We start from the raw sequence: 24,462 nt of genomic DNA, 5'->3' as shown, positions 1-24,462 counted from the left end.
GTACCACGTCTGATTTCCGACCTGGTCAATTGCCGTTGTCGTTGCCGTCATCGCCATCGGTCTGGCGAAGCTGTCGGTTACGATCGCGGGCAGTGTCAGGCTTGGTTTTGCCGTACTGGTCTGCACCGTTCTTGCCTCCGTAGTTCTCGTGATAGGCGTCGGAGCTGAACACCAGCCCCTTTTCGCGGTTCTCCGCGATCTCGTCTTCGCGGCTCTGTTTTAGCTCCTGCGGGTTGCGCCCTCGAGCCCGCGCGACTTCGCTCTCGTCGGCAAAGCCCGCCGAAACCAGCTGCTCCCACGCATCCGCTTCGCGGCCGGGATCGATCCACGGCATGACCGGACCGAGATAAAACGCGTTGTAGAGCGTGCTGCGGTCGAGATCTGGCGGCAGTCTGACTCGCCCACTGGCCACCGCCATATCGACAAAGCTGCGATAGACCCGGCGCGACCATTGATCCCGGAACTGGCCTTGCAGCAGGTCGTAACCCAGCTGAGCCTCGACCAGTTCCTGACGCTGGGCGCTGTACGTGCCGTTGTAGTCGCGGTTCGCCGTGGAGTAGCCCATGCGCGTACCGGCGGCGACTGCACGAACCATCGCGCCCCGGAACCCATCCAACAGCGCGCTGGGTCGGTTCGACTGGATCGTGCCGACATCCTCACCAGGCATCAGCCCATCGAAAACCATGCCCGGTGCGATCGGGATCGAGCGAGCGCCACTGGGCAGCTGCGAACCCTGCTGAAACTTTTGGCTGTCAGAATCCTGCCCGTACATCAGGGGCTCGCCCTTCTTGATGTACATCGTCATCGCTGCCGCGATGCGGGCCGCAACGCGCTCGCTCTCTTCGTAGTCCTTGAGATCCGCCAGCCGCTGGATCACCGCATGAAGGACCGAAATCCCCCGCGACTGCTGCAGGCGCTTGCGGTGCGCCAGGTGAATCATGTTCTCTGCCGGCACCCGCTTGGTGGCCAGCGAAAACGCCTTCATGTCGCCGGGGTGCTGCTTGTAGACGTGATACGCCCGGACGCGGCGCCAGGCATTACGCTCGATGCCTGCGAAGATCCCCTGACCTGGATCATCGAAGTGGATCGGCATGAAATCCGCTTCGAGGCATTCCAGCGCGTAGGGCACATCGGTCAGATGGTCGTAGAACGGCACGCGGCCGCGCAGCTCCTGCGCCAGCACTTCGCCGTCGCGCAACCAGCTGCGCACGACCAGTCGCTCCATTTCCGGCCGCGTCATCTCGCCGGTGGTTTCGGGCCTGAGCGACCACGCCGCCCACTCGGCCTTGAGCTGCTTGGCCAGTTCTCGATGCCGCTTGCCGTCCAGCGTTAGCGGAATCGGCTCGACGCCCATGCCGTCAGCCCCGACGATGCGCTCCTCGAGACGGTCAAAGATGCCCGTGACCAGGTCGTGATTTTCATCCAGCCAGCGGGCCTGCTCGCGCAGCGAACGGCCTCCGATCTGTGCGGTCATGTCGCCACTCAGCACCGAACCCTTGGCCTTGTTCGTACGGGTTCTATCGGCGGCTTCGTAGGCGTTGAACATCTGCCGTGCTGCCGCGCGACGCGCGCCCCACTGAGGCGCTAGGGCAGCAATCGCACGTTCGAATCGGTTACTCATCGACGAACCTCGCGAAGCTACAGATGCCGCCACCGCGCCCTCTGAGCTGCTGGACGCGGCGTTCCCAATATTCCCGCCCCTTTCGGATCTCGGCGAGATTGGCCATGGTCAGCGTGCGGCCGTTCTTCGAGAACGACTGGCCTTGCAGCACCGCCATTTCGGCTTCGATGTAGAAGCCGACCATGTCTTGAGCTTGCTGGACTGGGGTCATACCCACGCCCCTCCTGGAGTCTGTAGCCAGCCACCACCATCCCCACCAGGCGGTGGTGCAGCGGGTGGTGTCGGTGGTGTATCGTCGTCATCCGGTGCAACGGCAACCGGGCCATCGAGATCGAATCCAAAACGCTCCTGCGAGATCCGCAACGCGGCCAGCGCCAGCACCGCACAGTCGAGACCTTCGTTACGCCGCCCGCCTGAATCCCAGCGATAGACGGCACGGCCCTGGACGATCTTCCGCACTTTGATCTCGGCGGTGATCTGCTTAACCTCGTCGCTGTCACAGATGGCGTCGTTCGCCGGCAGGTGAATGCAGCCAGGGACCGGCTCACCGGCATTGGGCTGGATCTGTAGGCGATTGAAGATCAATTCCTTGGCGTTATCGGTTCCAATCTCGGTCAGGAAAACGCCCTTGCTGTTGCGCTTGCGCGGGAAGTTCTGGATCGGTTTGCCGTAGACGTTCGCCCCCCTGGTCGGGATGACCCACTGAATGCCGTGGCGCTTCGACGCCTTGTAGACCTCGTCGGTGTAGTGGCCACCGGAATCCCAACACCACCGAACGACTGTCATGCGGGAGCCGTCCGCCCGGGAGTAGATTTTGTGCATCCGCTCGCCGACCTTGCGCAGCAGCTCGGCGCCAGCGGGGTCGCCGTAGATGATCCAGCGGTCGATCAGCCACGATTCTTCCTGCGCGCCGTAGGCATAGACGCGCCCTTCGTAACGGTCGTCCTGCGTATCGATGCCACCGAACAACCCCACCGCCCGATCGGGTACTTCGGGGAATACCTCGCGACGGCTATGGAGGATTTCCCAGTCGAGCTTCTGCCCGGCAGTGTCGTCCCACGTCTCGCCTAGCGTCGTGTTCACGAACGTCTTGAGCTTGATCGGGTCGCCCTTGGCGTTCAGAAAGTCGTAGACGATTTGAGTCCAAGTGGTCAGCGGGCTGTAAGCGGTCCAGATGTAGAACGACACCGCGCGAGGCGTGGCGATAGGCTCGTCGTCGACGTTGAACCACTCGATACCATCGCGGGTCCAGGTGCCCGTTTCATCGCAGACATAGCGGCCCTGGCCGATATGGAATTCGCGCGACTCGTCGTGCAGTTCGTGCTGACGGATCACGCACGCGTTGTGCTCGCACTGGTAGTGCGCGGTATCCGGCTTACCCTGGTCCCACTTGATGCCGTAGCCCGACTCTTTGTCGCCCCACTTCAATACCTGCTCTTCGCCACAGTGCGGGCACGGGACGTGGAATCGCAGCCGCACCGGTGCTTCGGCGGCGGCTTGTTCCATCATGCACTGGCCGGCGATCTTGAGCGTCGAGCCACGAATAGACTTGCGGTAGGTGGCACCCTCCAGGCGCTTGTCGCCCAGACTGGTCGGCGTCCCCTCTTTCTCGATGTCACGGTCGAAACCGGCCAGCTCGTCGTAGATAACGACGTCCGCCGAGATCTCGCGATAATTCCGAGCCGCCTTACCACCGTGACAGATCAGCTGCTTGCCATTGGCGAATACCTTGGCCGAGATCGTGTTATCACGATGTTTCTTGCCGTACCACGGCGCCAGCGCACGCACCGCGCCCACGTCGCGAATCATCGTCTCGACGTGGGTTTTCATGAAGCGGTCGCGGTCGTCGTCCGTTGGCGAGAACGTCAGACAGTTGCGCTTCTTGTGCTCAGCGAAGTACCCCAGCGCCGCCAGCAGCATCTTGGTGTAACCGAGGCGGGCCGACTTGGCGACGTTGACCACTTCGATCTGGTCGTTCGTCATCGCGTTGAGAATCGCGCGCTGAAACGGCAGCGTCTGCCAGCGGCCCTCGTGGTAGCTCGATTCCGACGACAGGTAGAAATTCTCGTCAGCCCACTCGACGCCTGTCACGGGCGGCGGTTTGTAGAGCGCAGCCAGGCCGGCGCGCACGCTTTTGGCGAACTCGTCGACCTGTTCAGGTGTTGGCGTCGATGTACTCATCCAGGAATTCCGGCAGGCGTTGGTCGAGCCCCGCCGCCAGGTTCCGCGCCTTGCTCAGTTCCCGCGCGAGCGTTTCCAAGTGGCGCACCTCCAGGTCGGGGTGCTTCCGCTTCATCGTCGATGCCAGCGTGTCGAGTATCGTCGCGATCTCGGCGCCCGTTCGGGACAGCGCAAAGATGGCGAATTCGGCCGGCACGGACTGACGCGCAGCAATGGCGTTTTTCTGCTCTTGCCCCTCTGCCTGAGCGGCAGTCAGCCGTCGACGCTCAACCGCCAACTTGTATTCGATGAACGGGTCGATTTCCTCGTCGCCATCGGTTGGCCTTGGTTGGTGCTTTTCGGCCTGATGCGCCAGCCGCCTTTCGACCACGGCGGCGCAGTCGAAATAGACCGACCGCCCGACCTTGGCCACCGGCTCGACGCCCCATTTATCGAAGGCTTGCGTAGAAATCCGCAGGCTCTTGGCCATGTCGGTTTTGTTCAGCCAGCCGGGGTGAAGCTGGGTCGGCTTATTCCCCTTCGACATAACAACAACCTCGGCTCAGGAAATTTTCGTATGTAGCCAAATTCCGAGATGCTCTGCCCCCGTACTACGGGTAGGGGGTGGGGGAGGACCCAAACCAAAAAATGCACCGAATCAGTGCATCAATCGGCCTCTCCAGCGACCGGCGAAAGCTGGGTCGCCACGGTCGCCCGATCGGCGTTCGCTCGACGTCTCAACGACTCATAGTCAGCGAGCAGGTCTAGCACGCCACGTCCCTTAGCTGCCTTCAGGCTGGGAGCCGGCAGCGGGTCGGTCAGGTAGGACGGAAGGATCGGGCACGACAGCTGCAGCATCGGCGTCTTCACGGGGGAGGCTCCGCACCCACTCAGCAATGCCAGCAGGCAAAGGCTGATCCAGCCATTTCGCATCATCGCCATCGGTTTTCTCCAGCGTGTCGAGATCCGCGCGGCGCTCATCGATCCAGACGGCGGCCGCGTCGAGCGCATCCTGCCGATCATCAAGCGCCCGGATGGCCGACTCGAACTTTGTGCGTTGCCAATCTGCTGTCGTCATTGCCACTTCCGCCGCTTCCTCCGCCGCCGTCTGCCGAACCTCGGCAAGATCGGCGCGGCTCGATTGACCGTCATAGGCAAGCCACCCAACCAGAGCCATGACGCCCACTAGACCCCAAGGCAGGACGCGGCCCGTCAAGATCGAGCCCATCACTCAACCCCCATAAGACAAAGCGTCCGCTCTTCGGCCCGACGCGTCACCAGACCCCGCAAGCGCTTACCATCGGCATAGACCCATCGCGGCAGCTGATTGCAGGCCCCGACGATGTCGCCGGCGTTGAGCTTCTTGAGCAGCGTCGACCTAGCGAAAGCGCCGCCACCCACGTTGAAAACGAACGACCCAAGCGCAGCCCGAGTCGTCTCGGGAATCTCCACTTCAACCTGGTCATCTACTGCGTTCAGTGCCTTGCCTAGATCCGACTTCAGGAACGCTTCGCACTGGGCCGGCGTCGCGGTCATGCCCGCCGTTACGTCGCCCGTGTGCCCCGTGCAGATCGTCCAGACACCCACCGCATCCTGGTAGCTCTGCATCTCGGTGCCTTCGAACCACGGCACGACCACCAGCAGAATCGCCAACGCGCTACCGGCGATCGTGCCGCCAAGCTTCTTAGTCAGCCGCACCGCCACCCCCTCGGCGGCTTCGTCGCCGCTCGTCTAGATACTTGACGACATCGAAGGACAGGCGAGCGATGACAAGCACCACGCCCGCGATGCTGACGATATCGGCTGTTACGACCTGCACGCCGCCGAACTGAAACAGCGGCATGTTGAGCAGCGTCATGGCGTCGCCTGGTGATGGCATGACGCCGGCACCGGAAGCCTTGGCGCTAGACGACAACGCCGTAACGCCACTGCCGCCGCCGTACGCGATCACGCGGCCAGAATCGACTCTCATTCGATGCTCCAATTCTCAGGCACAAAAAAACCCAGCCGGTGAGGGCTGGGCGAAAAGGGATCATTCAAGGGAACTGATGCGCTGCATGCACAGCAACACACCATGACGTGAACGATATAGCTAACTGCAACGATATGCAACACCTCTCACCATATCGTGACAAAGGATAATCGTCGTTTTCGCCTTCGATGCTCAATAACGGACACTCCTAACGGTTAAATCCGGTCGATCCTAGACGGCACCGCGCCACCATTGGGCTGCATGGCTGTCAGCTCCGGCGGTCTGTCTCGGGATTGTCTCGGTCAGAATGGTGGAAATTCCGCGTTCGAAAAGCCACTGGTGATAGCGACTCAGAGCATCTTCCGCTTGGCGCTCCACGTACGTATGGATATAGGTTCGATCGAGATCCGATAGCGCGTGATTCAATAGCAGCTCGGAAACCAGGTAGTCGACGCCCAGATCCGCCCACGCCGTCCGCGCCAATTTCCGCAGATCGTGGGACGTCCACTCCCCCGCAGCGATATCGTTCACCCACTCATGCGCCGCCGACTTGCCGATCGGCTTGCCTTGCGAGCCCGGGAACAGATAGACACCACGATAACCCCGCGATAGCTGCCACTCCCGGTATCGCTTCAACAGCGTCAACGCGACGTCGGTCAATGGCAGTCGATGCTCCCGCCTCGACTTCACATGCTCGGCGGGAATCGTCCAGCGGCGATCGGTAGACAGATCCACATGCCGCCACTTCGCCAGACGCGTTTCCGAGATACGCGTCCCGAACAGCAGCACCAACAACAGCAGAACGCACACCTCGACACGCCCAGCACCGATAGCCGGCAGGATCTCCGGCAGATGATCAGCGCGCAGTCGACCCGGCTTCGGCTTCGCTCGAGCATCCAGGAAGTCCGACAGCCTCACGTCCGATACCGGATTGCTCGCGATCTGCCCCACCTTCGACGCCTGCTTGAACGCCACTTTCAGCACCGAAAGCACCTGACGAATCGTCGACACGGCATAGCGGGCCTGCATCGGCCACACCAGATGATCGTCGAGATCAGAAGGCGCCAGGTCATCCAGGACGAACACTCCCAGGCCCGGCAAAAGATGCCGATTGATCGCGACGCGGAATTGCGACTTGCGACTAGCTGAGAGCTGCCGGTTCTTCTCGGAGCGATTCCGGAACCACACCAGCAGATCGCCCACCGTCTGCCAGTTCGTCGCACCCACCGGCGACGTCGGATCGACCGCCAGCCGCGCCTGAATATCCGGCAGCTGCGCAATCACCGCCCGGCTAGCCAGGTCCGGCCAGGCGCCGATTTTCCGCCAATGATCGGCACCGCCGGCAAAACGAACCACGAACCAGGACGCCCGCGTGCGGGCCTGGTTGAACCGCACGCGCAGTGGGTAGCGCGGGTCGCGCAGCTGACGGATAGCTGGGTCGGACATATGCCGCCGAATGACGGCATCGGAGAGATTTACGACGAGTGTCGCTGGGGTTTGATGTGGCATCGGCCTATCTCCGGGCAGCAACGGCCCGCGCAGCCGCGACAGTGCGGCCGCGTGCCGATGCGTTAGCTTTACAGCTTTATGACTTTACGCTTAGGAAGGTTCGCAGCGCTTCCAATCCCGCTCACGTACGCGGTCGTTCAGCGACTCGATGGCGCGCTCGACGTCTAGCCGGGCGTGTTCGTTGTAGGGATTGGCATAGGGGCCATGCTGCAGATGGTCGAGACGATCCAGGCAGATCGCCAGCAGCGCCTCCAGGCTCACGCCGTTGACACCATAGTCGGCAGGATTGCCCTGCTGGAACTGAATATGACACAACGCCTCGGCGCCGGCGGTGACAACATACTGGCTTTGGTCGCCACCCTGGCCATACGGACCTTGCGCTGTAATCTGGATGCCCATGTCAGCCCGGCCGGGCTCGACATGATGCCTTGTCACTTGTCTGACGCTATTCATTATGAACACCTCTCGTCGGTTCTCCAGCGGGCGCATTGCCGTGCGCGGTTCCGCTGGCTTTATAGCCTTATGGCTTTACTGCGTTATAGCGTTACGCTCACCACCCGCGCCGCGCCGAACTGCGCGACCACGCGCTCCCAGGCCTCAGCTTCGCTGGCCAGCGTCGATGACACCATCGAGAACGACTTGACCTCCCCGGTTTCCGGGTCCGCCACCTCTACCCGAAACACCCGGTTGCCAGTCATCGCGCGACTCGCCTCTCGACTTCATTGCGTGCCCACGCCAGTCGGCTCCGATAAGTCCGCACCGAGACCTTGAGCAACGACGCCTTGCCGGCCTGATTCGTTCGATGCGGGTTATAAGGCCGTGCCCCGTAACGCTCACACACGCCGGCATGCGCTGCGTTGTACTCCAGCCGCAGCACGTCAGCCGCCAGCGCCTCCTCGAGCGCGATGGCCAACACTGCCGCCTCGACACGTTCTTCGATCGGGAACGCCGCCGCACACACCACATCGGCACCGCCAGCGCTAGGCAGGATCTGCCCTTTGCCTTCCATCCACTTTGCCAACACCGATCGCGGCGCGGCATGGTAGTTGCCATGGTCGAGCCATAGCGCCCAAGCATCCAGCAGGTCATCGATCCGGGTTCGTGTGCGTCGCCCCATGGTTCACGCCTCGGTGATCGTGAACGGGTAGAGCGATTCGACCTGGCGCTTTTTCAGCTTGTAGGTGTCGGTGCGGTGGCCCTTCACGTCCACCCACGCCACCGACCCATCGGCCAGGAACTCGACGAAATCGACCACGTACTTCACCCCGCCCGGCAGCTCGATCGGCACCTGGCGCAGGAACATCGTCACCTCGCCGGCGCGATGCCGGGCTTTCAGCTGCAGGTAGTAAGTTGCCTCCTTCTTAGAGTCGAACGTGATACCCGCGACCGTCGTGCGCTTGTTGCCGAACTTGCTGCCGCCTTTGCCCAGCGCCTGCTCGAGCGTCGGCGGCCGCTTCATGTGATGCCTAACCACGATAATTCCCCGCCAGCCAGGCGTTCATTTCGTTGAGCATCGCCAGATAGCGGTCGCGCGCACTGGGGTCGCTATCGAACTCGGCACGACTCTTGACGCCGCAGTACTCGCGCATCGCGCAGGCCGCCTCGGCATCCGTCTCGGCGCGATAGCCCTTTGTCGTGACAAAGTCACGGAATACGGCCTGGCGACAGACCAGCGCTGCACCCTTGGCGTAGCTAATCGACATCAGGACGCCCGCGCCTCGCGCTTGGTCTTCGCCGCCATAGCCATTTCAGACAGCGCCTCGACGGCATCCAAATAGTGCCGGCTGCCGCCCTCGGTATCCGTCACCAGCCGATCGCCCCAGTGAATGACCACGCTATCGCTCGGCATACCCTCGACGTGCCAGATCTCGCCGCCACGAGCGCGAATCACCTTCGCCTCCGCCTCGCACATCACATGCACCATCACCGCCCCGGAAAATGAAGAGCCGCGCATATCGTCGATTCGATCCCGCGTCCGCTCGGCACGCATGATCTCGTCGCGCATCTTTCCCGGTTCCGGCGAGCAGATAGCCAAGCGCGCCAGTCGTCGTGGCCCCCCGGCCATTTCCAAGCCGGCCGTTGCAATCGCCAGCCCCATGTTGTCGCGGCGGGCCATGGTCGACCCCGCCAGCCCGATCAAAATCATCGTTCCGCCTCTTGAATGCGTGCCGTGCGCACGGCCTTGAGTTGATTGTGTAGCTCGGCAGGTGTCGGCCCGACGCCATGCTCGACCGCCCGCGTGATCGCCCTTTCCATCTCGTCGGTCGTCACGTTCGACGCGATCCAGCGGCGGTACTTGGCCGCGTAGGCTTCGCCCTTCGCATAGGCCAATGGCACCCCCACTTCGGCATGCATCCATGCCGCCCACTGCTCCGGGTCGGTGAACAACTGCGGCCCGGTCTGGGCGGCTTCGGCTGCTGGCCAGCGAATGCTGGTCGTCGCCACGATGACGAACTCGCCATCGTCCTCGAGTGTCACAAGCCCGATCTCCGCCAGCGCCTGGACGAATTCCAATGCGACATCGGCCGGCGCCTCGAGCAGCGAGCCCAGCGCGCTATAGACGTATTTGCGGCGGCAGGTGGCGCCCTCCGGCGCCTTGGCCAGATCCTCCAGCAGCAGCAACAGCCGCGCGTAACCGATCAGCGCGAAACGCTCGATGACCTGCTCGACCTTGGGACGAGACGAGTAATCGACAGGGAAAAGAAACGCGTTCATGCCGGTGCCTCAGCTTTGACGCGCGCCGTCTCGATCGGCTGATAGATACCGCTCCAGTCGACTCGATAGCCGCTTTTCTCGATGATGTTCTTGGCCGATCGTTGACGTGGGGCACGCTCAGCGTGGTACCAGCTGCGCACCGAGCGAGGTTTCTCCCCCAGGAGGTCCGCCGCCGGCTTGATTCCGCCTACATCGTCGACCCAGTCGTTAAATGTCACGAATAGGGTTCCGCTGTCACGTTTTGTGACAGCTTAAAGCGTGAAAGCCGCCAGCTGCAAGGGTTTTCATATTCCCCTTGCCACGTTTTGTGTAAACTGTCACGGAAACGAACGGCCAGTGCCGCACAGCATGGGGAACACTCGATGTCCGACACCACCGAAGTCATTGCCGAACGGCTGGCTACGTTGCGGCGCGAACGGGGGATGACACAAGACGAGATATCCCGCTTTCTCAATATCTCGCGTGGACGTTACGCCAATTGGGAAACCGGGCTGCGCTCACCCAAGCTTGATGAGCTTGCCAGCGTTGCCGACAAACTCGGCGTGCCGGCCGGCTGGATAGTGGGCTGGACGAACGAGCGGTCCAACGTCGCCATTGGCGGCGCCGGTTACGTCACTACCAACCGCACCAGCGTGCCCACAAAATCGGGATCGTCTCGCATCACGAACGCCGCCAGCTCTACCGCCTACAGCGTCTCGTACCTGCGCCACCGAGATCTCGATGAAACGCAGTGCGTGTCGTTCACCGTCTGCGATGACGACATGAAGGAAGTCTGCAAGCGTGGCGACGAAATCCTGGTCGACCGGCGTATCAAAGCACCAGGTTCCCGTGACCTGTTCGGCATTCTCGTCGATGGGCAAGCCTGGGTGCGCTGGATTCGCCGCAATCTCGATAACACCTTCACGGTGTACACCGAAGCGACCGACGACGAGCAGACGCTGACACGCGAAGCGTTCGACGAGCTGGATATCCTGGGCCGCGTTGCCCGCATCGCCAGCGATCGATAACCCCTAGACACCGCAAGTCACGGCGGAAAGGCCGTGTTTTTTTGCGTCTCGACTTGACACAAAACGTGGCAGGTTGAAACATTACGGGACAACCGGGAGAGCCACATGAGCCAGAACATCACGCAACCGTCGATCATCACCCTGATGCGGGCCGCCGATTTCGAGCAGATCAGCCTGGTCACCACCACGCGCACATTCAGCATCTGCATGAATCATAACAGCGCCATTGCCTTTGGCCTGGAGGCCGCTATCAGCCGCGCCGTCGATGCCGGCGAATGTGACGGCAACACGCTGCAGCAGATGCACGCCGGCGCCCAGCTGCTTGCCGAGCGCCTACGCCAGCAAGCACGCGACATGGAAGAACTGACCGGCACGCTGGCCGCTCTGCAGTCAAAGGCGCGCAGCCATGAATGATCCGCGCTTCATCGGCGACGATGTTATCGGCCTCCCCGGGCAGAACCTCACCGACGACGAGTTGGCCCTGCTGGTCGCTCAGGCCAACGGGCGCAAGCCCAGCGAGATCCAGCAGGATCTGGGATTCGACGCGTTCACCGTTACCCAGCTGGAGCGCACCACCAGAGCCAAGCTCGGCGCCGGCACCAAGCCGCACACCATGTCGCGAGCCTTCATCCTTGGAGTTCTCGCCCCGCGCGCCCTCTGCCTGCTGCTCTGCATTTTCTCGATCAACGCCTACCACACCGACGGCACCCAGCGGGTACCGAAGCGCTCCCGCGCCCCGATCACCGCCATGAACGGCGCCCGGAGCACCAAGAGCAAGCGCGACGACGGCCCGCTGCCGGATATCGCCGCGTTGTACGCCCAGGTCGCCTGACATGCTCGTCTACCTGCCCACCCGTCGACACTGCCGCTGCCGCGTCTGCGGCGCCCGGCAGGTAAAGCCGAAGCACCCCGACGAATACGTGCGCGGCCCTCGCTGCCGCAACTGCGCGCGCGTCGGCACGCTCCGCATCGACAAATGGGCGGATAGCAAGCCATGGCGGCGGCATGTTTGCCGCTGCGACGGTTACCACTTCCCGCACCGCGAAGGCTCGCTGTGGTGCTACGAAAACCCCGATTACCCGGTCGAGCTAGACCGCCGCATGTTCGCGTGACCGCACGGCAATGCGCCCGCGAACACCATACGAGAACCGACACCATGACAAACCTGAACCTCTTTCTCGGACACGAACTCGTCGTCGACAATTTCGCCGGCGGGGGTGGTGCAACCGAGGGAATCGAGCAGGCGCTCGGCCGCCCCGTGGATCTCGCGATCAATCATGACGCGGCCGCTATCGCCACCCACACCGCGAACCACCCTCGCAGCCGTCACGCCGTGGCCGATGTCTGGGACATCAATCCGGACGAAGCAACCAACGGCCAGCCCGTCGGACTCTGCTGGTTTTCGCCGGATTGCCGGCATCACAGCAAGGCCAAAGGTGGGCGGCCCGTCTCAAAATCGGTTCGCGGGTTGGCATGGGTCTCTGTTCGATGGGCAGCTCGAGTGAAGCCCCGCGTCATCATTCTAGAAAACGTGGAAGAGTTTCTGGATTGGGGGCCATTGATCAAGAACGATAAAGGCCAACTGGTGCCGGATCCAGCCCGCAAGGGGCAGACGTTCCGGGGGTTCGTCCGCGCACTCAAGCGCCACGGCTACAACGTCGACTGGCGCATCCTGCGCGCCTGCGACTACGGCACCCCAACGATTCGCAAGCGCCTGTTCCTGATTGCTCGCCGCGATGGCCTGCCGATCACCTGGCCGAAGCCGACCCACGGCGACCCAAAATCACCGGCAGTCCAGCGCGGCAAGATGCCGGCATACCGAACCGCCGCCGAATGCATCGACTGGTCGATCCCCTGCCCCTCGATTTTCGGGCGCAAGAAAGAGTTGGCCGAGAACACGATGAAGCGCATTGCCAAGGGCGTCATGCGCTACGTGATCGAAAGCGGGGACCCGTTCATCGTCCCGATTGCCAACTACGGTGCCGGTGCAGTCCATGCGCATGACAGCCGAGAGCCATTGCGGACGGTCACGGCTTGGCCAAAAGGTGGGAGCTTCGCGGTAGTCGCGCCCAGCATCACGAAGTTCCGGAGCGGCGCCGTTGGCCATCGAGTGGACGAGCCGATGCACACGGTGACGGCAAACGCCAACGTTAACCGGCCGGGCACTAATCCTGGCGGTGCCGCACCAATCGGCGTGGTATCAGCACACCTGACAGCGATGGCGCAAAACGTAATCGGCAGCGACCCACGTGATCCGATGCAAACGGTTCTGGCCGGCGCCACGCGTCACGGTCTTGTATCGGCAACGATGGTGCAGTCCGGGTACGGCGAGCGACCAGGGCAAGCGCCGCGCACACTCGATCTGCAAAAGCCGCTTGGGACCGTGGTCGCCGGCGGCTGCAAGCACGCCCTAGTCTCGGCCTTCCTGGCCAAGCACTTCACCGGCGTCGTCGGCGACAGTCTGACCAATCCGGTACCGACGATCACCGCCACGGATCACAACGCCCTGGTGGCCGCCAGCATGGTCAACCTGAAAGGCAGCGAGCGCGGCGGTCGAGACGTTCGCGAGCCGATGCCCACCGTCTGCGCCGGCGGCACCCACGCTGCAGCAGTGGCCGCCTTCCTGGCGCCCTACTACGGCAGCGGTTCCGGCGAGACTGGCCGCGACCTCAACACCCCGTCACCGACCATCACCACCAAGGACCGATTCCAGCTGGTGACAGTGACCATCGACGGCGAGCAGTACGTCATCACCGACATCGGCATGCGGATGCTGCAGCCGCACGAGCTCGCCGCCGCGCAAGGTTTTCCCGACCACTATCGATTCGGCGAAATCGACGGCAAGCCGGTACCTAAGCACACCCAGGTGCGATTGATCGGCAACAGCGTCTGCCCCCCACTGGCTCGCGCCCTGGTCGAAGCCAACTTCACCCACGAAAGCCAATTCATGCCGGTGCCGGCAAGCGCCGCATGAATCCCACCCACTGGAGAACCGACACCATGAAAGCACTACTCGACGCCTTCAACGAACGTCAGCGACAGATCGATTCCGAAGGCTGGAAGCCGGAACACGACGACACCCATACCGATGGCGAGCTGGCCGCAGCCGCCAGCACTTACGCCTGGTCCGCATGCGTCCAGGTGACTGGCCACGCCCTGCCGAAAACCCCACCGGCAGTCTGGCCCTTCGAGAAAGCCTGGTGGAAACCGGCGACCGATCCCCGCCGCAACCTGGTGAAAGCGGCGGCGCTGATCCTCGCCGAGATCGAGCGACTGGATCGGGCACGCGGCGCGCCTGCCCAAACCGCACAAATCGTCGAATGGCGACCCATCGAGGAAGCCGAGAAATACGGCGATGGCTGCCTGCTGCACGCACCCAACCTGATTCACCCGGACTTCAACCCGAAGGGCGTCGTCGATGGCTATTGGCAGGACGACGAGGGCTGGATTGGCGCGATCTGGTGCGCCCAACACGACTGCTGGCACGAAATGGTGATCCACCCTACCCACTTCATGCCCAAGCCGGATTCCCCCACGTCTCAATCCGCCAGCGAATCGGAGGCGTGATCATGTCCTACAACCGCATCCGCCACCCCAAACCGACCCGGCTGCAGCTCGCCTGCCGGGCGATCTACTGGGTCACCGTCGCGTGCCTGGTCGTCTATGCCGCCGCCGGCATCTTCGGAAAGGGAGCGTGATATGCCAGGCCCACGTTGGAACGACCCAGACCGAGAAGCAATCATGGACCACTACCCCACCGGCGGCGCCGGCGGGGTACGCCCGCACCTTCAAGAAACGCACACCAACGAGCAGATCCGCGCCATGGCCTCGCGCCTTGGCGTGAAGCGCGGCAAGCCATTCCGCCGAGGCGAGGAGACCAAAGCGCTAATCGGCGATCTGGAACGGGAATACCGCACCGGACGGCCTGACCTCAAGAAGCTGGCAGCGCGCCACAACGTCGATTACTACTGGCTGAAACACGTCGCCGCCAAGCGCGGGCTGGCCACCACTAAGTATCGCCGCTGGCCGCCGGAGGTCGACACACTGATCCAGCAGATGGACGGCACCAGCCCGGACGTGATCTACCGCCGCCTGAAAGCGCTTGGCTACTGCTACCCCCTTTCAGCCGTTGCCCAACGCCAGCAGCAACTCGGCAACAGCACCACCGACAGCAACCTGTACACGCCCCGCCAGCTGAGCGAAGCCCTCGGCATGACATCGGACCGCATCAACCGCTGGATCGACGCTGGGCGGCTGAAAGTGACGCGCCGGTCGACCCACGCCGGCACGCCGAACACGCACCGCTTCATCTCCACCAAGGCGCTGCGCGACTTCATCATCGCCCACCCCGGCGAAATCGATCTGCGACGCATCGTTCCCGCGTGGCAGCCGTGGTTTATCGACATGCTCACCAACAAAACCGCCGATGTCGGGTATGTCACCGCCGGCACCCCTGAAATGCGCGTCGCCTGACGCCTGGAGGGCTCACAAGGGTCGACATGGTAAAGCGTGACATTGTCACGAATTCGGGCGCCGCAATGGCGCCCGTCTTTGTCCTGCCATGTGTGATCGCGACCCGCCAGCCGCCCGACCAGCCTATGCCAATCCCCTGAATTAGCCCACTCCCCCGCCGATGTTCCCCCTGCCGGTTGCATTGACGCTCATCGGCCCCGGGTCTAATGTCCGTTCGTCGTCGCTCATCGGCGACCAGGTTTGGAAGCCTGAATAGCAGCCAGCGCACGCCCCAGGGCGCGGCGCCGACCGCGCACGCCCGTATATGGCGGGTCGTGCGTGGGGCGCCTCGGCGCGCCGGGCTCTGGTTGCCCCGGTCTTCCAACCTGCGCACGATCCGCCTCCAGCGTTTGGAAGCGCCAGCGGATCGCTCATCGCAACCAGGAACGCCCATCATGACCATGACTCCCCTCGCGCATCCTCACCCGCCGTTGGCGCTGCAAGTCCGCCAGCGCATCCACCTGCAAAGCCAGCAGGCCCTCGCCATGGCCAACGGCGTCGACGCGCTCGCTCAGCGCGCCGTCGAGAACGGAGAGGCCAGCTATGACCAGCTCCAGCATATCGCCCTGCTTTCGGCGATGATGGCAGACCACGTCCGTCAACTCTCGTCCCAGTGCGCCGAAATCTCCTACCCCGCCGCCAACGACTGACCCCACCGACCCGGCCACGGATGGCCATAAAGCAAGCTTTATAGACTTCCATAAATACAGCTTGCACCAACACCCCGCCAGGGCTAACCTATCGACGAAGCTATAAAGCTATAAGTCTAGCTTTCTGTAAATCTTCGAACTCTCACGCGAAGGAATACCACCATGGGACACATCATCGCGGCGCTCAGCCAAAAAGGCGGACCCGGTAAATCGACCATCGCTCGGGCGATCGCCACCACCTACGCTAAGGCCGGTTGGGACGTCAAAATCGCCGACCTGGACGTCAAGCAATCTTCGACTGTTGACTGGCACCGCCGACGTCTCGAAAGCCAGATCAATCCTGTCATTGCCGTTGAGTCGTTCGGCACCGCACGGCGCGCACTCAAAGCCGCCGAGCTGCACGATCTGCTGGTCGTCGACGGCGCTCCCCACGCCAGCGAAGCCACTGTTGAAGTTGCCAAGGCCGCCGACCTGGTCGTGATCCCGACGAGCCTATCGCTCGACGATCTCAATCCGGCCGTTCTGCTCGCTCGGTCACTCTCTGAAAAACACGGGATACCGGTAGACCGCATCGCCATTGCGCTATCGAAGTGCGGCGACAGCGCGGTGGAAATCGCCGAGGCCCGCGACTACCTGGGGCAAACGCCTTTCCACGTGCTCGGCGGCCAGATCCCCGAGAAGACGTCATTCCGGCGTGCGCAGGATGCCGGGCTGTCTATCGTCGAATGTCCGCACCCCAGCACCCGCGCCAAGGCCGACGAAGTCGTCCAGGCGATCATCGATCGATTCGAAAAAATCGCCCTATAAAGCCATAAGGCTATAAAGCGATAAACCTAGCTTTAGGAGATTCAGACAATGGCAACTCCCAGCAAACCGCCGCGCAGGAAAGGGAAGGGCGCCCCCCCGACTCTCGCCGAGTCAGCCACTGCCAACACCAATACGGTCGCGCCGGAAAATACCGACGACCGCAAGCTGGTCAATTTCCGCTGGCCGCCGGAGCTTCACAAGCGCCTCAAGATCTATTGTCTCGAGCACGACATGGATATGCAGGATTTCGCGGCCGCCGCCGTGATCAATGAACTGGACCGGAAGGGCGGCTAATGGATTCAATCGCCTACCGCGTTGCCGTCGATCAGCTGGTGCAGTCATTCAACGGCGTCGCCAATCGCGGGCAATGGATGGAAGCGATCGAGAATCGGAGGCGCCAGGCTGGCGACGAGTACCAGGCGCAAACCATAGAGCAGATCGCATTCGAATGGCTGGATCTCGCGAGGGAAGAACGACTGGGGATCGAGGTCGACCCGGTACTGGGCCTGACCGTCTACGGCGCGCAAGAGTAGGGCAGAAAGAAAGTGGCCGGCGTGAGCTCTCACCTCACACCGGCCTCGACAAGACCACCATGGGAGTAGCAATCATGTCAGATGCACACTATAGCACCATCCGCCGCACCCCACTAAACCAGCTCGGCGCGCTGCCGCTCGACCAGCTGCAGGCTCTCCTTGAGCGATGCTGCCCACTCACGCGCGCCGCGCTCGATCCGCTGTTCAGAGCGAGGTAACGCCGCCAGCACCTGCCACGGGCCGCCATCGAGCGGCCCTTTTTGTACACATTTCCAGATTTAGCCGGTATATACCCATACGAAGCGCGCTTATGCACGTCGGAGGAATCAGTCAGGTTAGATGACCTGGGTGGTAAGCGAGCAGCATCGGTAACGGTATAAGGCAATGCGGAAGGGTAAAAAACAGAGTGTGGTAGAATGTTCTTCCCAGTAAACAAAACGCCGCCCTGGGGTGGGCGGCGAGATGTGCGATCGTGCTGTCACACGATTGCTGCGGTCAAAGACCTGCTTAACGGCTGAAGTCTAATTTACGCTCGAAAATGGCGTTTTTCAACTTTTGGTTGAATCTATTTGTAATTGGCAACGCGAATTTTGTATGCCTTTTACGCGCAGATTTTTGAATGCAAGCCTTGGAGTCGTTGAGCTGGCCGCGATCGGTAACGCATCTGAACAGTTTTGGACTTTGCCCCGGACAGGGAACCGGCTGCCTGAAAGGCGAAGAACCGTAATCGATCGCGTCCGAGACCTGCTTAACGGCCGCCGCAAGCGTGTAAGGCAGACAACCGCAAGCGGGCGATCCTCGATAGAGGACAAGATATGGATAAGTTCATTCGTATCGCCACCCTTGCCGTGGACATCATCAAGATACTGGTGATGATCCTCGTCAAGTAGTGGCAAGCCCGCCACGGCCCTAGGCCGTGGCGGGCTTTTAGTATGCAAAAAGCCCGGCGGGGTGGAGTCGCCGGGCTTTCTTCGTTGACGCTGGATACCTACTACACGGCCGCGAATCTAGAGATATGATTCTGGTCGCGGCTCTCCGCCTGGGCAAGATCGTAATTCGCCTGCATGGTTAGCCAATGATGGGCGTTACCAATGCCGCCATGCTCGAGGCGCACGGCTAGGTCAGAGGAAATGCTGGCATGTTCGTGCAGCACGCGAGATACCGCGTTCCTGGACATGCCCAGCTTTTCGGAAAATTCGGTGACAGAAAGCCCCAGCGCTGGCACAACACGGCGGCGCAGAAGGCGGCCAGGGTGCGGCGGGTTCTTCATGGTCATATCAATTATCTCTCATCTCTTGTTAAGTCAAGCTATCTGACTTGTCTGCCAATCATCACATCGGCCTACCTTTGAATGCTTCGGTCGACCTTGGTATCCGCCCACGAACGGATACCAAGGGGTGCCGGCTTAGTGGTAGTCCTCGTAATCCACCTGATCCGCGTCAGCTCCATCGAAAGTGAACGTCACAACCCAGTTGCCGTTGACGTGTACCGAATAGGTACCTTTTCGATTTCCCTTCAGCTCATGGAAGTCAAGACCCGGCAGGTTCATGTCGCTTGGCTTAACCGCTGCGTCCAAGGCTGCCAGTATGTCTTCCAGATCTTCTATGTGGTTCGGTTGTACTCCTTGCTGTTCGCCTTTCGTATGGAGCCTCTTGAGCCCCTTGTGTTTGATCCGCCTTATCATCGCATCGCTTCGCCTCCTTGTTGTTGAGCGACAGGGCAAGTGTAATGCGTAACGTGTCACGGGTCAATTGGAAGGCTAGTTTTTTTGGGTACTCCCTAACCGCCCCGGATATCAGCGATGTCTCCGATATCACTTTTCAGGCTTGCGCCCACTCTAATCGCCCCACACCATAGACCCCACCCATAACGCCCCAGGTGCCAGGATGTTCGTTCGAGCCTACCTCCGTGGAAGCACCGCCGAGCAGGATGCTCAGAGAGCCCGCCAGCAGCTGGTCGACTTCGCTGGCCAACACAACGTCCCGATCGCCAGCTGGTACGTCGAGAACGCCTCGGGCGCATCCGCAAACCGCATCGAGCTGCGAAGACTGCTCGAGGACGCCCACCCCGGCGACGTCATCCTGGTCGAAGCCATCGACCGTCTATCACGTCTCGATCGCGACGACTGGCGCGAGCTACGCGCCCAGCTCGACGCGAAAGGGTTGCGCGTCGTCGCACTGGATCTACCGACGAGCCACCTGGCGTTATCGCCGGCGGCGGCCGACGACTTCACCGCCCGCGTGCTGGACGCCGTCAACGGCATGATGCTGGACACGCTAGCTGCCGTGGCCAGAAAGGATTACGAGGATCGACGCCGCCGCCAGCGGCAGGGGATCGAAAAGGCTAAAGGGGAAGGGAAATACCAGGGCAGGCAAAAGGACATGTCGAAGCGCCAACGAATCGCGGCGTTGCTGCAATCCACCCACGCCGACGGCCGAGGCTACTCGATTCGGGACGTGGCCAGCATCATCGGCTGCAGCACCAGTACGGTGAAGACCGTAAAGCGTGACGGCCCATAGCTCTATTGCGCTATATTTAGCTTTATAGACTTATAGACACATAGCTTTATGGCTTTACCCGTTGCCGACGCTTTCGAATCCGTGCGTTGATCCGGTCCCAGTCATCGGGCTGGAGCCAATCTCGGCACCAGGCCGCCACAAGTTCGGCGCGGCGGGCCGCCGTGTGGTCATCCGGGTAGTTCACGAAGTCGCCAGCCAGCGCCAGCAGTTGAGACAAGCCATCGCGGCCGCGCTTGGGCGTGAACGAGATGCCACTATCCCTCATCCGGGCGTTCAGCAGCTCGGCGCTGCGGCCCAGGTTCAACGTCTTGTCTCTCTCGTCCATTGACGCGCTGATCAGCGCGCCGAGCCAGACCAGGGCCTCATCCGGGGTAATGCTGGAAAATCGCTCGCGGGGCATTTGCTCGTATCCGTGACAATGTCACGAAAACATATCGCGTTACCGTGACATTGTCACGCTATCAATCACCACGGAAATGATTCACCAGCCGCCAGGTATCCGGCGTCGTTTCGACATGGCCAACGGACGCCGATCGTGACGGCCGCCGCAGCAACTTCGCGGCGCGCAGATCCACGGGCTGGCCGGTGGCCACTTGGAGAAATCCCACACCGGCGCAGTGTTCGCAATGCAGGCGATGGAACACGCCCGCCAGCGTTCCCTGGCCGTGACAAAGCGGGCAGGGTTCAGCGGCCAAGTGTCGTAGAGTATCAGTCATGGCCATATTGTACGGGGTTGCAGTGATGGCGCGTAGCGCCATGAGAGGCGCCCACCGTGCATGGGTAGGGGTGCCCATTCTTTCGCGCCGTAACGCGCCGTAGGCGCTGGACAACTGGCAGATCTCGGCCCTTTTCATTGCAGCACTAGGGGTGTCCAGAGGGGCGTAGCCCCTTTGGGGCAACGGTGCGCAAGCACCGGCGGCAGGATCTCGACTTGTCGAGGCATTTTAAATGCCCTTGGGGATAACACCCAGGCACTGGGTGGTAGACCTAACTACGGTTTTTCATACACAACAGCGTATTAACGGTGTGCAGATAATCTCTAAGCGAGCCGACCTAATTTCAATTCCAAATCACTTAATTTTGATGGTCCTTCGACATCGGCGGTGGCTGGCGCCGATCGAGGCGGAAACGGGCGCCGATCGAGGGCAAATGCAGGTATTCGGGGAGGGTTGCTGCGAAATATCGCCCGCGCAGGAACGGGCTATGCCCGGCGGGGCCGGGGCGGGAAGGTCAAAGCGGGGAGGGGTTCTACTCGTTCTGCTGGGCGAGCCAGACCTGGTACGGCGGATACTTCTTGTTGACCAGCTCTCGAACCTCACGCGGCGAAGCGTTGGGGTTGTTGGCCGAGACTTCGGCGGTCCAGCGCAACACCTCTTGCGAGTATTCGCGCTGCCGCTGTTTGCTTGGGTTCACGTCCGGCGTGTCGCGGGGGCCGCGTCTATCCTTCGGCATGTATGACCGACCACCGCCGCCGGCAATCTTCCCGGTAACCAGGTTGGCCCTGGCTTTCTTCGCGTCGCCCTCGCCCGGGAACTGCTCAGCGAAGCGCTTCTTCGCCCGCTTGAGCGAGCGGCTGGCCCAGTCTCGCAGCTCTTTCAGCTTGCTGTAGCCGATGCCCAGCGCGACGAGAAAGTCCTGATTGATGTGCTTGATAGCGGGGCGCGCTCGCATGCTGCCGTCCGGCCGCTTCTCGGCGATCTGGTGAACCGTGAACGCGCCGGCGAGCTTGAGCCGACGCCATGCGCGCCAGAATCGTTCGGAGGGCTGCGGATAGCTCGGGTCGCACTTCGGATCGAGCAGCCCGGCAACCTTGGCAAGCTCGCCACACGAACGCGGCTTGAACGTGCCGTCCGGCTTCGGCGTGCCCACGCGCAGCGAGGCGAACTCTAGATGCTGGATGATCGCGGATAACACCAGGCTTTCAGCCGCCCGGGCTTCGCTTCGGTTACTGCGGGGGTTGCCGTCGAGGTTACGGCGGCCGTTGAGGTTCGATAGCGTCGGCAACATCGCCGGCGACTCGTAATAGCGCTGGACCAGCTCGAGCAACTTCTGCTGGGCCTTGGGCAGCTCGCGCTGCGTCGTCGGCTTGTTGAAGCGTTCGAACTCGCCTTTTTGCGGGTCGTGCCCGCATCGATTCCCCGTGCCCCAGAATTTACCTGGGTAGGGGTACGCCGCTTTGCCCCATCGAAGGGCGAAATGCGGCATGTGTCCTGCTGACCCCATGATCCGCCTGGCTCCAAATTTGGCCAAGGCTTGCCCATCGTCCGAGCAGCAGATACACTGAGCTTGTCGAGTTCTCCAGTGCCTCTGCTGCGACGAACATCCGAAAACGCTGCCTTGCCGGGCGGCGTTTTCTTTTTGTGCAGCCTAAATTGTTGAAATTCCTACCTTTTTCGTCTCTTTCCGCTAACGCGACTTGCCTCAGTCTAACATCACAAACGTCATTTTGACACGTTTTGTGACAGTAAATTTTGCTCGGCACCCACTTCATCGGCAACTTGCTGGACCAATACGGGGATAGCGTCGTAGACCATTCGTAACCCCTGGGCGTAGCCAGGATGGTCCCGATCTTCGCTCAATTCCTGGTAAGCGATCTGGTGTCGAATCTCCGCGAGAGTATCACGCGATGACTCGCGCACTAAAGGATTGCTGCCGTACCGCCGCTCTACGTTGCCCATGCGCACTACCTCCTATCTTGATGACGGACCCCCTCACGGGGTGCGATCGCCGAATATCATCGGCCGTTTTGCTGTACATTTAAACAGTATTTTCTATCGCCTAACACTGTATGCGTGTGCGAGATATCGCACACGGCAAGCGGCCGCCAGCGCGTGACAGGCTGCCAGCGCCGGCGCGAACTAGCCATGTCGCGTGTGCGACACGATCAGGATCTCACGGGCGCAAGCACGCCAATGTCCGCTTGCCGCCCTTTTTGGGAGCGAATAGCGCAGGAAGGAGAAAAATATGGGGGAACTGCCGAACTACGTATGGCAATGGCGAGACGGGTTGCTCGCCAAAGGCTGGAGAATGCGGGATCGACACGGTCCGCCCTGCGAGCGCCTGGTTGAATATCACGCGCTCTACCGGGGGGAGATCTACTCGGGTCGCTGTCGCATCAGCCGATCGCCGCAGACGCTGAACTGGGGCGCACTCACGCACGAAGCCGTGCTGCTGTGTAACGAGCCCCACGCCGTGCAGGTCTGGCGCCTGGCCGAACCCGAAAAACCCGAGGTCGGGCCGATCAAGCGACCGCCCCGCGCCGGCTAGGCATCTACCGCCCAATTGCAGATCAACACCTCTCGCGCCGCCTTGCCGGTGCCGCTGCCCACGGTATAGCGAATGTCGGCGCTCTCGATGTGAAACCCGGCGAAGATTCGGCGCACCTCGGGGTGGTCATTGAGACTGACGATAGCCCGCCCCTGGATCTGCCCGATCGTCTCCGCCAGCTGCTCGTACTGCTCGAGCCCGAACGCGACGCCATAACCGGCCGTCTCGAGGTAGGGCGGGTCCATATAGAACAGCGTGTGAGGCCGGTCGTAGCGCTTCACGCACTCCTGCCAGGTTAGATGCTCGATGAACGTCCGCGCCAGGCGCAGGTGCGCCTCGGAAAGCGTTTCCTCCAGCCGCAGCAGGTTCAGCCCGGGGCCGCTGGTCGTCTTGGTACCGAACGTGTAGCCGCCAGGCTTCGCCCCGAACGTCAGCCGCTGCAGGTAGTAGAACCTGGCCGCGCGCTGAATGTCGGTCAGCGTCTCCGGCCGGGTCGTCTTCTGCCACTCGAAGATCTGCCGCGAAGTCAGCGCCCATTTGAACTGGCGCACGAACTCCTCGAGATGGTTCTGCACGACGCGGTAGAGATTGACCAGGTCGCCATTGACGTCGTTGATGACCTCGACCGGCGCCGGCTCGTCGCGCATGAAGAACAGCGCGGCGCTGCCGGCGAACGGCTCGACGTAGCATTGGTGGGGCGGCATCAGCCGCGAGATCCGCTTAGCGAGACGGCGCTTGCCGCCCATCCAGGGAATGATAGGTTTGGCCACGAGGGTTCCTCCGGGGTCCGGGGCTCGTGGCCCTCTGAGTGTGTAGGTGCCCGCATCGCGGGCATTTGATTTCAAGTAGCTGGAATTCGCCGGCCCGTGCCAGCATGCGGTCGCAGCGACCGCATCGAATTTCATTGATTGCCATGTCAAGCCTGTTGTCGCGTGGACGGTTGGCCTAGACTCGCTTCGCCTCGCGCGAGGCGGGGAGCCCTGGCCGGCTTGCAGGCATGGACTGCAGGTTGGGGCCGGCGCGGGTGGTGCCACACCCACGCCGGTCGCTCCTCTCTGTTTCGGCTTACGCTTTGCGCACCTGCTGATAACCCGCACGCCGCTCGACACCGGTCTCGGGATTCTTCAGCTGTACCGCGCCATAGCTGAACTTGCCGTACTCCTGCACCTCGTACGGGCCCAGCCACTCGG

The 24,462-nt window shown here is 61.9% G+C and carries 38 protein-coding genes; 14 read left to right on the top strand and 24 right to left on the bottom strand.

What is annotated here, in order from left to right:
- Positions 1-25: 25 nt before the first annotated feature.
- The 16 genes from F0A16_RS20635 to F0A16_RS20565 form a co-directional block, all read right to left on the bottom strand.
- Entirely contained in the window at positions 26-1,621 is a 1,596-nt protein-coding gene (locus F0A16_RS20635; RefSeq protein WP_149437800.1) for a phage portal protein, read from the bottom strand.
- Positions 1,614-1,832, bottom strand: coding sequence for a hypothetical protein (locus F0A16_RS20630; RefSeq protein WP_149437798.1), 219 nt, complete (start codon positions 1,830-1,832; stop codon positions 1,614-1,616). The genes F0A16_RS20635 and F0A16_RS20630 overlap by 8 nt, the downstream gene beginning before the upstream one ends.
- The gene (locus F0A16_RS20625; protein WP_149437795.1) at positions 1,829-3,802 is read right to left on the bottom strand and encodes a phage terminase large subunit family protein; all 1,974 of its coding nucleotides are present in this window, start codon (positions 3,800-3,802) and stop codon (positions 1,829-1,831) included. Before F0A16_RS20625 ends, F0A16_RS20630 begins: the two co-directional genes overlap by 4 nt.
- On the bottom strand, positions 3,777-4,271 hold the full coding sequence (locus tag F0A16_RS20620; protein WP_149437793.1) for a terminase small subunit: 495 nt from the start codon (positions 4,269-4,271) through the stop codon (positions 3,777-3,779). Before F0A16_RS20620 ends, F0A16_RS20625 begins: the two co-directional genes overlap by 26 nt.
- Positions 4,272-4,562: 291 nt before the next feature.
- Positions 4,563-4,958, bottom strand: coding sequence for a hypothetical protein (locus F0A16_RS20615; RefSeq protein ID WP_149437791.1), 396 nt, complete (start codon positions 4,956-4,958; stop codon positions 4,563-4,565).
- Between the two features lie 50 nt (positions 4,959-5,008).
- Positions 5,009-5,479: a lysozyme gene (locus F0A16_RS20610; protein ID WP_239023913.1), complete on the bottom strand. Its 471-nt coding sequence runs from the start codon at positions 5,477-5,479 to the stop codon at positions 5,009-5,011.
- Positions 5,466-5,753: a hypothetical protein gene (locus F0A16_RS20605; protein ID WP_149437789.1), complete on the bottom strand. Its 288-nt coding sequence runs from the start codon at positions 5,751-5,753 to the stop codon at positions 5,466-5,468. The genes F0A16_RS20610 and F0A16_RS20605 overlap by 14 nt, the downstream gene beginning before the upstream one ends.
- A 231-nt stretch (positions 5,754-5,984) precedes the next feature.
- Positions 5,985-7,199 carry a tyrosine-type recombinase/integrase gene (locus F0A16_RS20600; RefSeq protein WP_187776096.1) on the bottom strand — a complete coding sequence of 405 codons (1,215 nt, stop codon included), beginning with the start codon at positions 7,197-7,199 and terminating at the stop codon, positions 5,985-5,987.
- A 153-nt stretch (positions 7,200-7,352) separates the two neighbouring features.
- Positions 7,353-7,715, bottom strand: a complete 363-nt coding sequence (locus tag F0A16_RS20595) for a hypothetical protein (protein ID WP_149437785.1) — start codon at positions 7,713-7,715, stop codon at positions 7,353-7,355.
- A gap of 83 nt (positions 7,716-7,798) precedes the next feature.
- Positions 7,799-7,960 carry a hypothetical protein gene (locus F0A16_RS21820; protein WP_187776095.1) on the bottom strand — a complete coding sequence of 54 codons (162 nt, stop codon included), beginning with the start codon at positions 7,958-7,960 and terminating at the stop codon, positions 7,799-7,801.
- Positions 7,957-8,379, bottom strand: coding sequence for a hypothetical protein (locus F0A16_RS20590; RefSeq protein ID WP_149437783.1), 423 nt, complete (start codon positions 8,377-8,379; stop codon positions 7,957-7,959). Before F0A16_RS20590 ends, F0A16_RS21820 begins: the two co-directional genes overlap by 4 nt.
- Positions 8,380-8,382: 3 nt before the next feature.
- Positions 8,383-8,721, bottom strand: coding sequence for a DUF1064 domain-containing protein (locus tag F0A16_RS20585; RefSeq protein ID WP_149437781.1), 339 nt, complete (start codon positions 8,719-8,721; stop codon positions 8,383-8,385).
- Positions 8,722-8,728: 7 nt separating this feature from the next.
- Positions 8,729-8,965: a hypothetical protein gene (locus F0A16_RS20580; protein ID WP_149437779.1), complete on the bottom strand. Its 237-nt coding sequence runs from the start codon at positions 8,963-8,965 to the stop codon at positions 8,729-8,731.
- Positions 8,965-9,408 (bottom strand): hypothetical protein, encoded by a 444-nt coding sequence (locus F0A16_RS20575; protein ID WP_149437777.1) that lies wholly within the window; start codon positions 9,406-9,408, stop codon positions 8,965-8,967. The genes F0A16_RS20580 and F0A16_RS20575 overlap by 1 nt, the downstream gene beginning before the upstream one ends.
- Positions 9,405-9,977, bottom strand: coding sequence for a hypothetical protein (locus F0A16_RS20570; protein WP_149437775.1), 573 nt, complete (start codon positions 9,975-9,977; stop codon positions 9,405-9,407). Before F0A16_RS20570 ends, F0A16_RS20575 begins: the two co-directional genes overlap by 4 nt.
- The gene (locus F0A16_RS20565; RefSeq protein WP_149437773.1) at positions 9,974-10,195 is read right to left on the bottom strand and encodes a hypothetical protein; all 222 of its coding nucleotides are present in this window, start codon (positions 10,193-10,195) and stop codon (positions 9,974-9,976) included. The genes F0A16_RS20570 and F0A16_RS20565 overlap by 4 nt, the downstream gene beginning before the upstream one ends.
- Before the next feature lie 144 nt (positions 10,196-10,339).
- Between F0A16_RS20565 and F0A16_RS20560 the strand changes: the two genes are divergently transcribed.
- From F0A16_RS20560 to F0A16_RS20510, 12 genes are all read left to right on the top strand, one after another.
- A complete protein-coding gene (locus F0A16_RS20560; RefSeq protein WP_149437771.1) occupies positions 10,340-10,984 on the top strand; it encodes an XRE family transcriptional regulator in 645 nt (214 codons plus the stop codon).
- A 105-nt stretch (positions 10,985-11,089) separates the two neighbouring features.
- Complete coding sequence (locus tag F0A16_RS20555) at positions 11,090-11,398, top strand: hypothetical protein (RefSeq protein ID WP_149437770.1); 309 nt, start codon at positions 11,090-11,092, stop codon at positions 11,396-11,398.
- Positions 11,391-11,816, top strand: coding sequence for a hypothetical protein (locus F0A16_RS20550; protein ID WP_149437768.1), 426 nt, complete (start codon positions 11,391-11,393; stop codon positions 11,814-11,816). Before F0A16_RS20555 ends, F0A16_RS20550 begins: the two co-directional genes overlap by 8 nt.
- A 1-nt stretch (position 11,817) precedes the next feature.
- Positions 11,818-12,096 (top strand): hypothetical protein, encoded by a 279-nt coding sequence (locus F0A16_RS20545; protein ID WP_149437766.1) that lies wholly within the window; start codon positions 11,818-11,820, stop codon positions 12,094-12,096.
- Complete coding sequence (locus F0A16_RS20540) at positions 12,093-13,958, top strand: DNA cytosine methyltransferase (RefSeq protein ID WP_239023912.1); 1,866 nt, start codon at positions 12,093-12,095, stop codon at positions 13,956-13,958. Before F0A16_RS20545 ends, F0A16_RS20540 begins: the two co-directional genes overlap by 4 nt.
- Before the next feature lie 26 nt (positions 13,959-13,984).
- A complete protein-coding gene (locus F0A16_RS20535) occupies positions 13,985-14,551 on the top strand; it encodes a hypothetical protein (RefSeq protein ID WP_149437764.1) in 567 nt (188 codons plus the stop codon).
- 2 nt (positions 14,552-14,553) lie between these two features.
- The gene (locus F0A16_RS22145) at positions 14,554-14,682 is read left to right on the top strand and encodes a hypothetical protein (RefSeq protein WP_275401767.1); all 129 of its coding nucleotides are present in this window, start codon (positions 14,554-14,556) and stop codon (positions 14,680-14,682) included.
- Positions 14,683-14,725: 43 nt separating this feature from the next.
- A complete protein-coding gene (locus F0A16_RS20530) occupies positions 14,726-15,457 on the top strand; it encodes a MerR family transcriptional regulator (protein WP_149437763.1) in 732 nt (243 codons plus the stop codon).
- A gap of 434 nt (positions 15,458-15,891) precedes the next feature.
- The gene (locus F0A16_RS20525) at positions 15,892-16,146 is read left to right on the top strand and encodes a hypothetical protein (protein WP_149437761.1); all 255 of its coding nucleotides are present in this window, start codon (positions 15,892-15,894) and stop codon (positions 16,144-16,146) included.
- A 162-nt stretch (positions 16,147-16,308) separates the two neighbouring features.
- Positions 16,309-16,953: a ParA family protein gene (locus F0A16_RS20520; protein WP_149437759.1), complete on the top strand. Its 645-nt coding sequence runs from the start codon at positions 16,309-16,311 to the stop codon at positions 16,951-16,953.
- Between the two features lie 48 nt (positions 16,954-17,001).
- Positions 17,002-17,247 (top strand): hypothetical protein, encoded by a 246-nt coding sequence (locus tag F0A16_RS20515; RefSeq protein ID WP_149437757.1) that lies wholly within the window; start codon positions 17,002-17,004, stop codon positions 17,245-17,247.
- On the top strand, positions 17,247-17,486 hold the full coding sequence (locus F0A16_RS20510; RefSeq protein WP_149437755.1) for a hypothetical protein: 240 nt from the start codon (positions 17,247-17,249) through the stop codon (positions 17,484-17,486). Before F0A16_RS20515 ends, F0A16_RS20510 begins: the two co-directional genes overlap by 1 nt.
- Positions 17,487-18,477: 991 nt before the next feature.
- Here the strand turns inward: F0A16_RS20510 and F0A16_RS20505 are convergent.
- Entirely contained in the window at positions 18,478-18,762 is a 285-nt protein-coding gene (locus F0A16_RS20505; protein ID WP_223119846.1) for a HigA family addiction module antitoxin, read from the bottom strand.
- 129 nt (positions 18,763-18,891) lie between these two features.
- Positions 18,892-19,170, bottom strand: coding sequence for a type II toxin-antitoxin system RelE/ParE family toxin (locus tag F0A16_RS20500; protein WP_149437753.1), 279 nt, complete (start codon positions 19,168-19,170; stop codon positions 18,892-18,894).
- 202 nt (positions 19,171-19,372) lie between these two features.
- On the opposite strand from F0A16_RS20500, the gene F0A16_RS20495 reads away from it, so the two are divergent.
- Positions 19,373-20,005 (top strand): recombinase family protein, encoded by a 633-nt coding sequence (locus F0A16_RS20495; RefSeq protein WP_149437751.1) that lies wholly within the window; start codon positions 19,373-19,375, stop codon positions 20,003-20,005.
- 46 nt (positions 20,006-20,051) lie between these two features.
- On the opposite strand, the gene F0A16_RS20490 is transcribed toward F0A16_RS20495, so the two are convergent.
- The 4 genes from F0A16_RS20490 to F0A16_RS20475 form a co-directional block, all read right to left on the bottom strand.
- On the bottom strand, positions 20,052-20,405 hold the full coding sequence (locus F0A16_RS20490) for a hypothetical protein (RefSeq protein WP_149437749.1): 354 nt from the start codon (positions 20,403-20,405) through the stop codon (positions 20,052-20,054).
- Between the two features lie 61 nt (positions 20,406-20,466).
- Positions 20,467-20,763, bottom strand: a complete 297-nt coding sequence (locus tag F0A16_RS20485; RefSeq protein WP_149437747.1) for a hypothetical protein — start codon at positions 20,761-20,763, stop codon at positions 20,467-20,469.
- 490 nt (positions 20,764-21,253) lie between these two features.
- A complete protein-coding gene (locus tag F0A16_RS20480; protein ID WP_187776094.1) occupies positions 21,254-22,228 on the bottom strand; it encodes a plasmid replication protein repA in 975 nt (324 codons plus the stop codon).
- Between the two features lie 218 nt (positions 22,229-22,446).
- Positions 22,447-22,683, bottom strand: a complete 237-nt coding sequence (locus F0A16_RS20475) for a hypothetical protein (protein ID WP_149437743.1) — start codon at positions 22,681-22,683, stop codon at positions 22,447-22,449.
- Between the two features lie 286 nt (positions 22,684-22,969).
- Between F0A16_RS20475 and F0A16_RS20470 the strand changes: the two genes are divergently transcribed.
- The gene (locus F0A16_RS20470) at positions 22,970-23,272 is read left to right on the top strand and encodes a hypothetical protein (protein WP_149437741.1); all 303 of its coding nucleotides are present in this window, start codon (positions 22,970-22,972) and stop codon (positions 23,270-23,272) included.
- On the opposite strand, the gene F0A16_RS20465 is transcribed toward F0A16_RS20470, so the two are convergent.
- The gene (locus tag F0A16_RS20465; RefSeq protein WP_149437739.1) at positions 23,269-24,042 is read right to left on the bottom strand and encodes a DNA adenine methylase; all 774 of its coding nucleotides are present in this window, start codon (positions 24,040-24,042) and stop codon (positions 23,269-23,271) included. The two genes, F0A16_RS20470 and F0A16_RS20465, sit on opposite strands and share 4 nt — an antisense overlap.
- Positions 23,993-24,187: a Com family DNA-binding transcriptional regulator gene (locus F0A16_RS20460; protein WP_149437737.1), complete on the bottom strand. Its 195-nt coding sequence runs from the start codon at positions 24,185-24,187 to the stop codon at positions 23,993-23,995. The genes F0A16_RS20465 and F0A16_RS20460 overlap by 50 nt, the downstream gene beginning before the upstream one ends.
- Between the last annotated feature and the right edge of the window lie 275 nt (positions 24,188-24,462).

The organism is Salinicola corii, from assembly GCF_008298015.1.
GTDB classification, from domain to species: domain Bacteria; phylum Pseudomonadota; class Gammaproteobacteria; order Pseudomonadales; family Halomonadaceae; genus Salinicola; species Salinicola corii.
This window is presented reverse-complemented; position numbering and strand designations above follow the sequence as displayed.

Coding starts and splice junctions, on each gene's coding strand:
- F0A16_RS20570 (WP_149437775.1), bottom strand. CDS start 9,977: ATGAACGCGTTTCTTTTCCCTGTCGATTACTCGTCTCGTCCCAAGGTC.
- F0A16_RS21820 (WP_187776095.1), bottom strand. CDS start 7,960: ATGACTGGCAACCGGGTGTTTCGGGTAGAGGTGGCGGACCCGGAAACC.
- F0A16_RS20475 (WP_149437743.1), bottom strand. CDS start 22,683: ATGGGCAACGTAGAGCGGCGGTACGGCAGCAATCCTTTAGTGCGCGAG.
- F0A16_RS20595 (WP_149437785.1), bottom strand. CDS start 7,715: ATGAATAGCGTCAGACAAGTGACAAGGCATCATGTCGAGCCCGGCCGG.
- F0A16_RS20520 (WP_149437759.1), top strand. CDS start 16,309: ATGGGACACATCATCGCGGCGCTCAGCCAAAAAGGCGGACCCGGTAAA.
- F0A16_RS20585 (WP_149437781.1), bottom strand. CDS start 8,721: ATGAAGCGGCCGCCGACGCTCGAGCAGGCGCTGGGCAAAGGCGGCAGC.
- F0A16_RS20525 (WP_149437761.1), top strand. CDS start 15,892: ATGACCATGACTCCCCTCGCGCATCCTCACCCGCCGTTGGCGCTGCAA.
- F0A16_RS20590 (WP_149437783.1), bottom strand. CDS start 8,379: ATGGGGCGACGCACACGAACCCGGATCGATGACCTGCTGGATGCTTGG.
- F0A16_RS20550 (WP_149437768.1), top strand. CDS start 11,391: ATGAATGATCCGCGCTTCATCGGCGACGATGTTATCGGCCTCCCCGGG.
- F0A16_RS20575 (WP_149437777.1), bottom strand. CDS start 9,408: ATGATTTTGATCGGGCTGGCGGGGTCGACCATGGCCCGCCGCGACAAC.
- F0A16_RS20495 (WP_149437751.1), top strand. CDS start 19,373: ATGTTCGTTCGAGCCTACCTCCGTGGAAGCACCGCCGAGCAGGATGCT.
- F0A16_RS20500 (WP_149437753.1), bottom strand. CDS start 19,170: ATGATAAGGCGGATCAAACACAAGGGGCTCAAGAGGCTCCATACGAAA.
- F0A16_RS20490 (WP_149437749.1), bottom strand. CDS start 20,405: ATGCCCCGCGAGCGATTTTCCAGCATTACCCCGGATGAGGCCCTGGTC.
- F0A16_RS20560 (WP_149437771.1), top strand. CDS start 10,340: ATGTCCGACACCACCGAAGTCATTGCCGAACGGCTGGCTACGTTGCGG.
- F0A16_RS22145 (WP_275401767.1), top strand. CDS start 14,554: ATGTCCTACAACCGCATCCGCCACCCCAAACCGACCCGGCTGCAGCTC.
- F0A16_RS20580 (WP_149437779.1), bottom strand. CDS start 8,965: ATGTCGATTAGCTACGCCAAGGGTGCAGCGCTGGTCTGTCGCCAGGCC.
- F0A16_RS20635 (WP_149437800.1), bottom strand. CDS start 1,621: ATGAGTAACCGATTCGAACGTGCGATTGCTGCCCTAGCGCCTCAGTGG.
- F0A16_RS20615 (WP_149437791.1), bottom strand. CDS start 4,958: ATGGCTCTGGTTGGGTGGCTTGCCTATGACGGTCAATCGAGCCGCGCC.
- F0A16_RS20625 (WP_149437795.1), bottom strand. CDS start 3,802: ATGAGTACATCGACGCCAACACCTGAACAGGTCGACGAGTTCGCCAAA.
- F0A16_RS20510 (WP_149437755.1), top strand. CDS start 17,247: ATGGATTCAATCGCCTACCGCGTTGCCGTCGATCAGCTGGTGCAGTCA.
- F0A16_RS20485 (WP_149437747.1), bottom strand. CDS start 20,763: ATGGCGCTACGCGCCATCACTGCAACCCCGTACAATATGGCCATGACT.
- F0A16_RS20600 (WP_187776096.1), bottom strand. CDS start 7,199: ATGTCCGACCCAGCTATCCGTCAGCTGCGCGACCCGCGCTACCCACTG.
- F0A16_RS20535 (WP_149437764.1), top strand. CDS start 13,985: ATGAAAGCACTACTCGACGCCTTCAACGAACGTCAGCGACAGATCGAT.
- F0A16_RS20470 (WP_149437741.1), top strand. CDS start 22,970: ATGGGGGAACTGCCGAACTACGTATGGCAATGGCGAGACGGGTTGCTC.
- F0A16_RS20605 (WP_149437789.1), bottom strand. CDS start 5,753: ATGAGAGTCGATTCTGGCCGCGTGATCGCGTACGGCGGCGGCAGTGGC.
- F0A16_RS20460 (WP_149437737.1), bottom strand. CDS start 24,187: ATGGCAATCAATGAAATTCGATGCGGTCGCTGCGACCGCATGCTGGCA.
- F0A16_RS20545 (WP_149437766.1), top strand. CDS start 11,818: ATGCTCGTCTACCTGCCCACCCGTCGACACTGCCGCTGCCGCGTCTGC.
- F0A16_RS20505 (WP_223119846.1), bottom strand. CDS start 18,762: ATGACCATGAAGAACCCGCCGCACCCTGGCCGCCTTCTGCGCCGCCGT.
- F0A16_RS20555 (WP_149437770.1), top strand. CDS start 11,090: ATGAGCCAGAACATCACGCAACCGTCGATCATCACCCTGATGCGGGCC.
- F0A16_RS20530 (WP_149437763.1), top strand. CDS start 14,726: ATGGACCACTACCCCACCGGCGGCGCCGGCGGGGTACGCCCGCACCTT.
- F0A16_RS20480 (WP_187776094.1), bottom strand. CDS start 22,228: ATGGGGTCAGCAGGACACATGCCGCATTTCGCCCTTCGATGGGGCAAA.
- F0A16_RS20630 (WP_149437798.1), bottom strand. CDS start 1,832: ATGACCCCAGTCCAGCAAGCTCAAGACATGGTCGGCTTCTACATCGAA.
- F0A16_RS20620 (WP_149437793.1), bottom strand. CDS start 4,271: ATGGCCAAGAGCCTGCGGATTTCTACGCAAGCCTTCGATAAATGGGGC.
- F0A16_RS20515 (WP_149437757.1), top strand. CDS start 17,002: ATGGCAACTCCCAGCAAACCGCCGCGCAGGAAAGGGAAGGGCGCCCCC.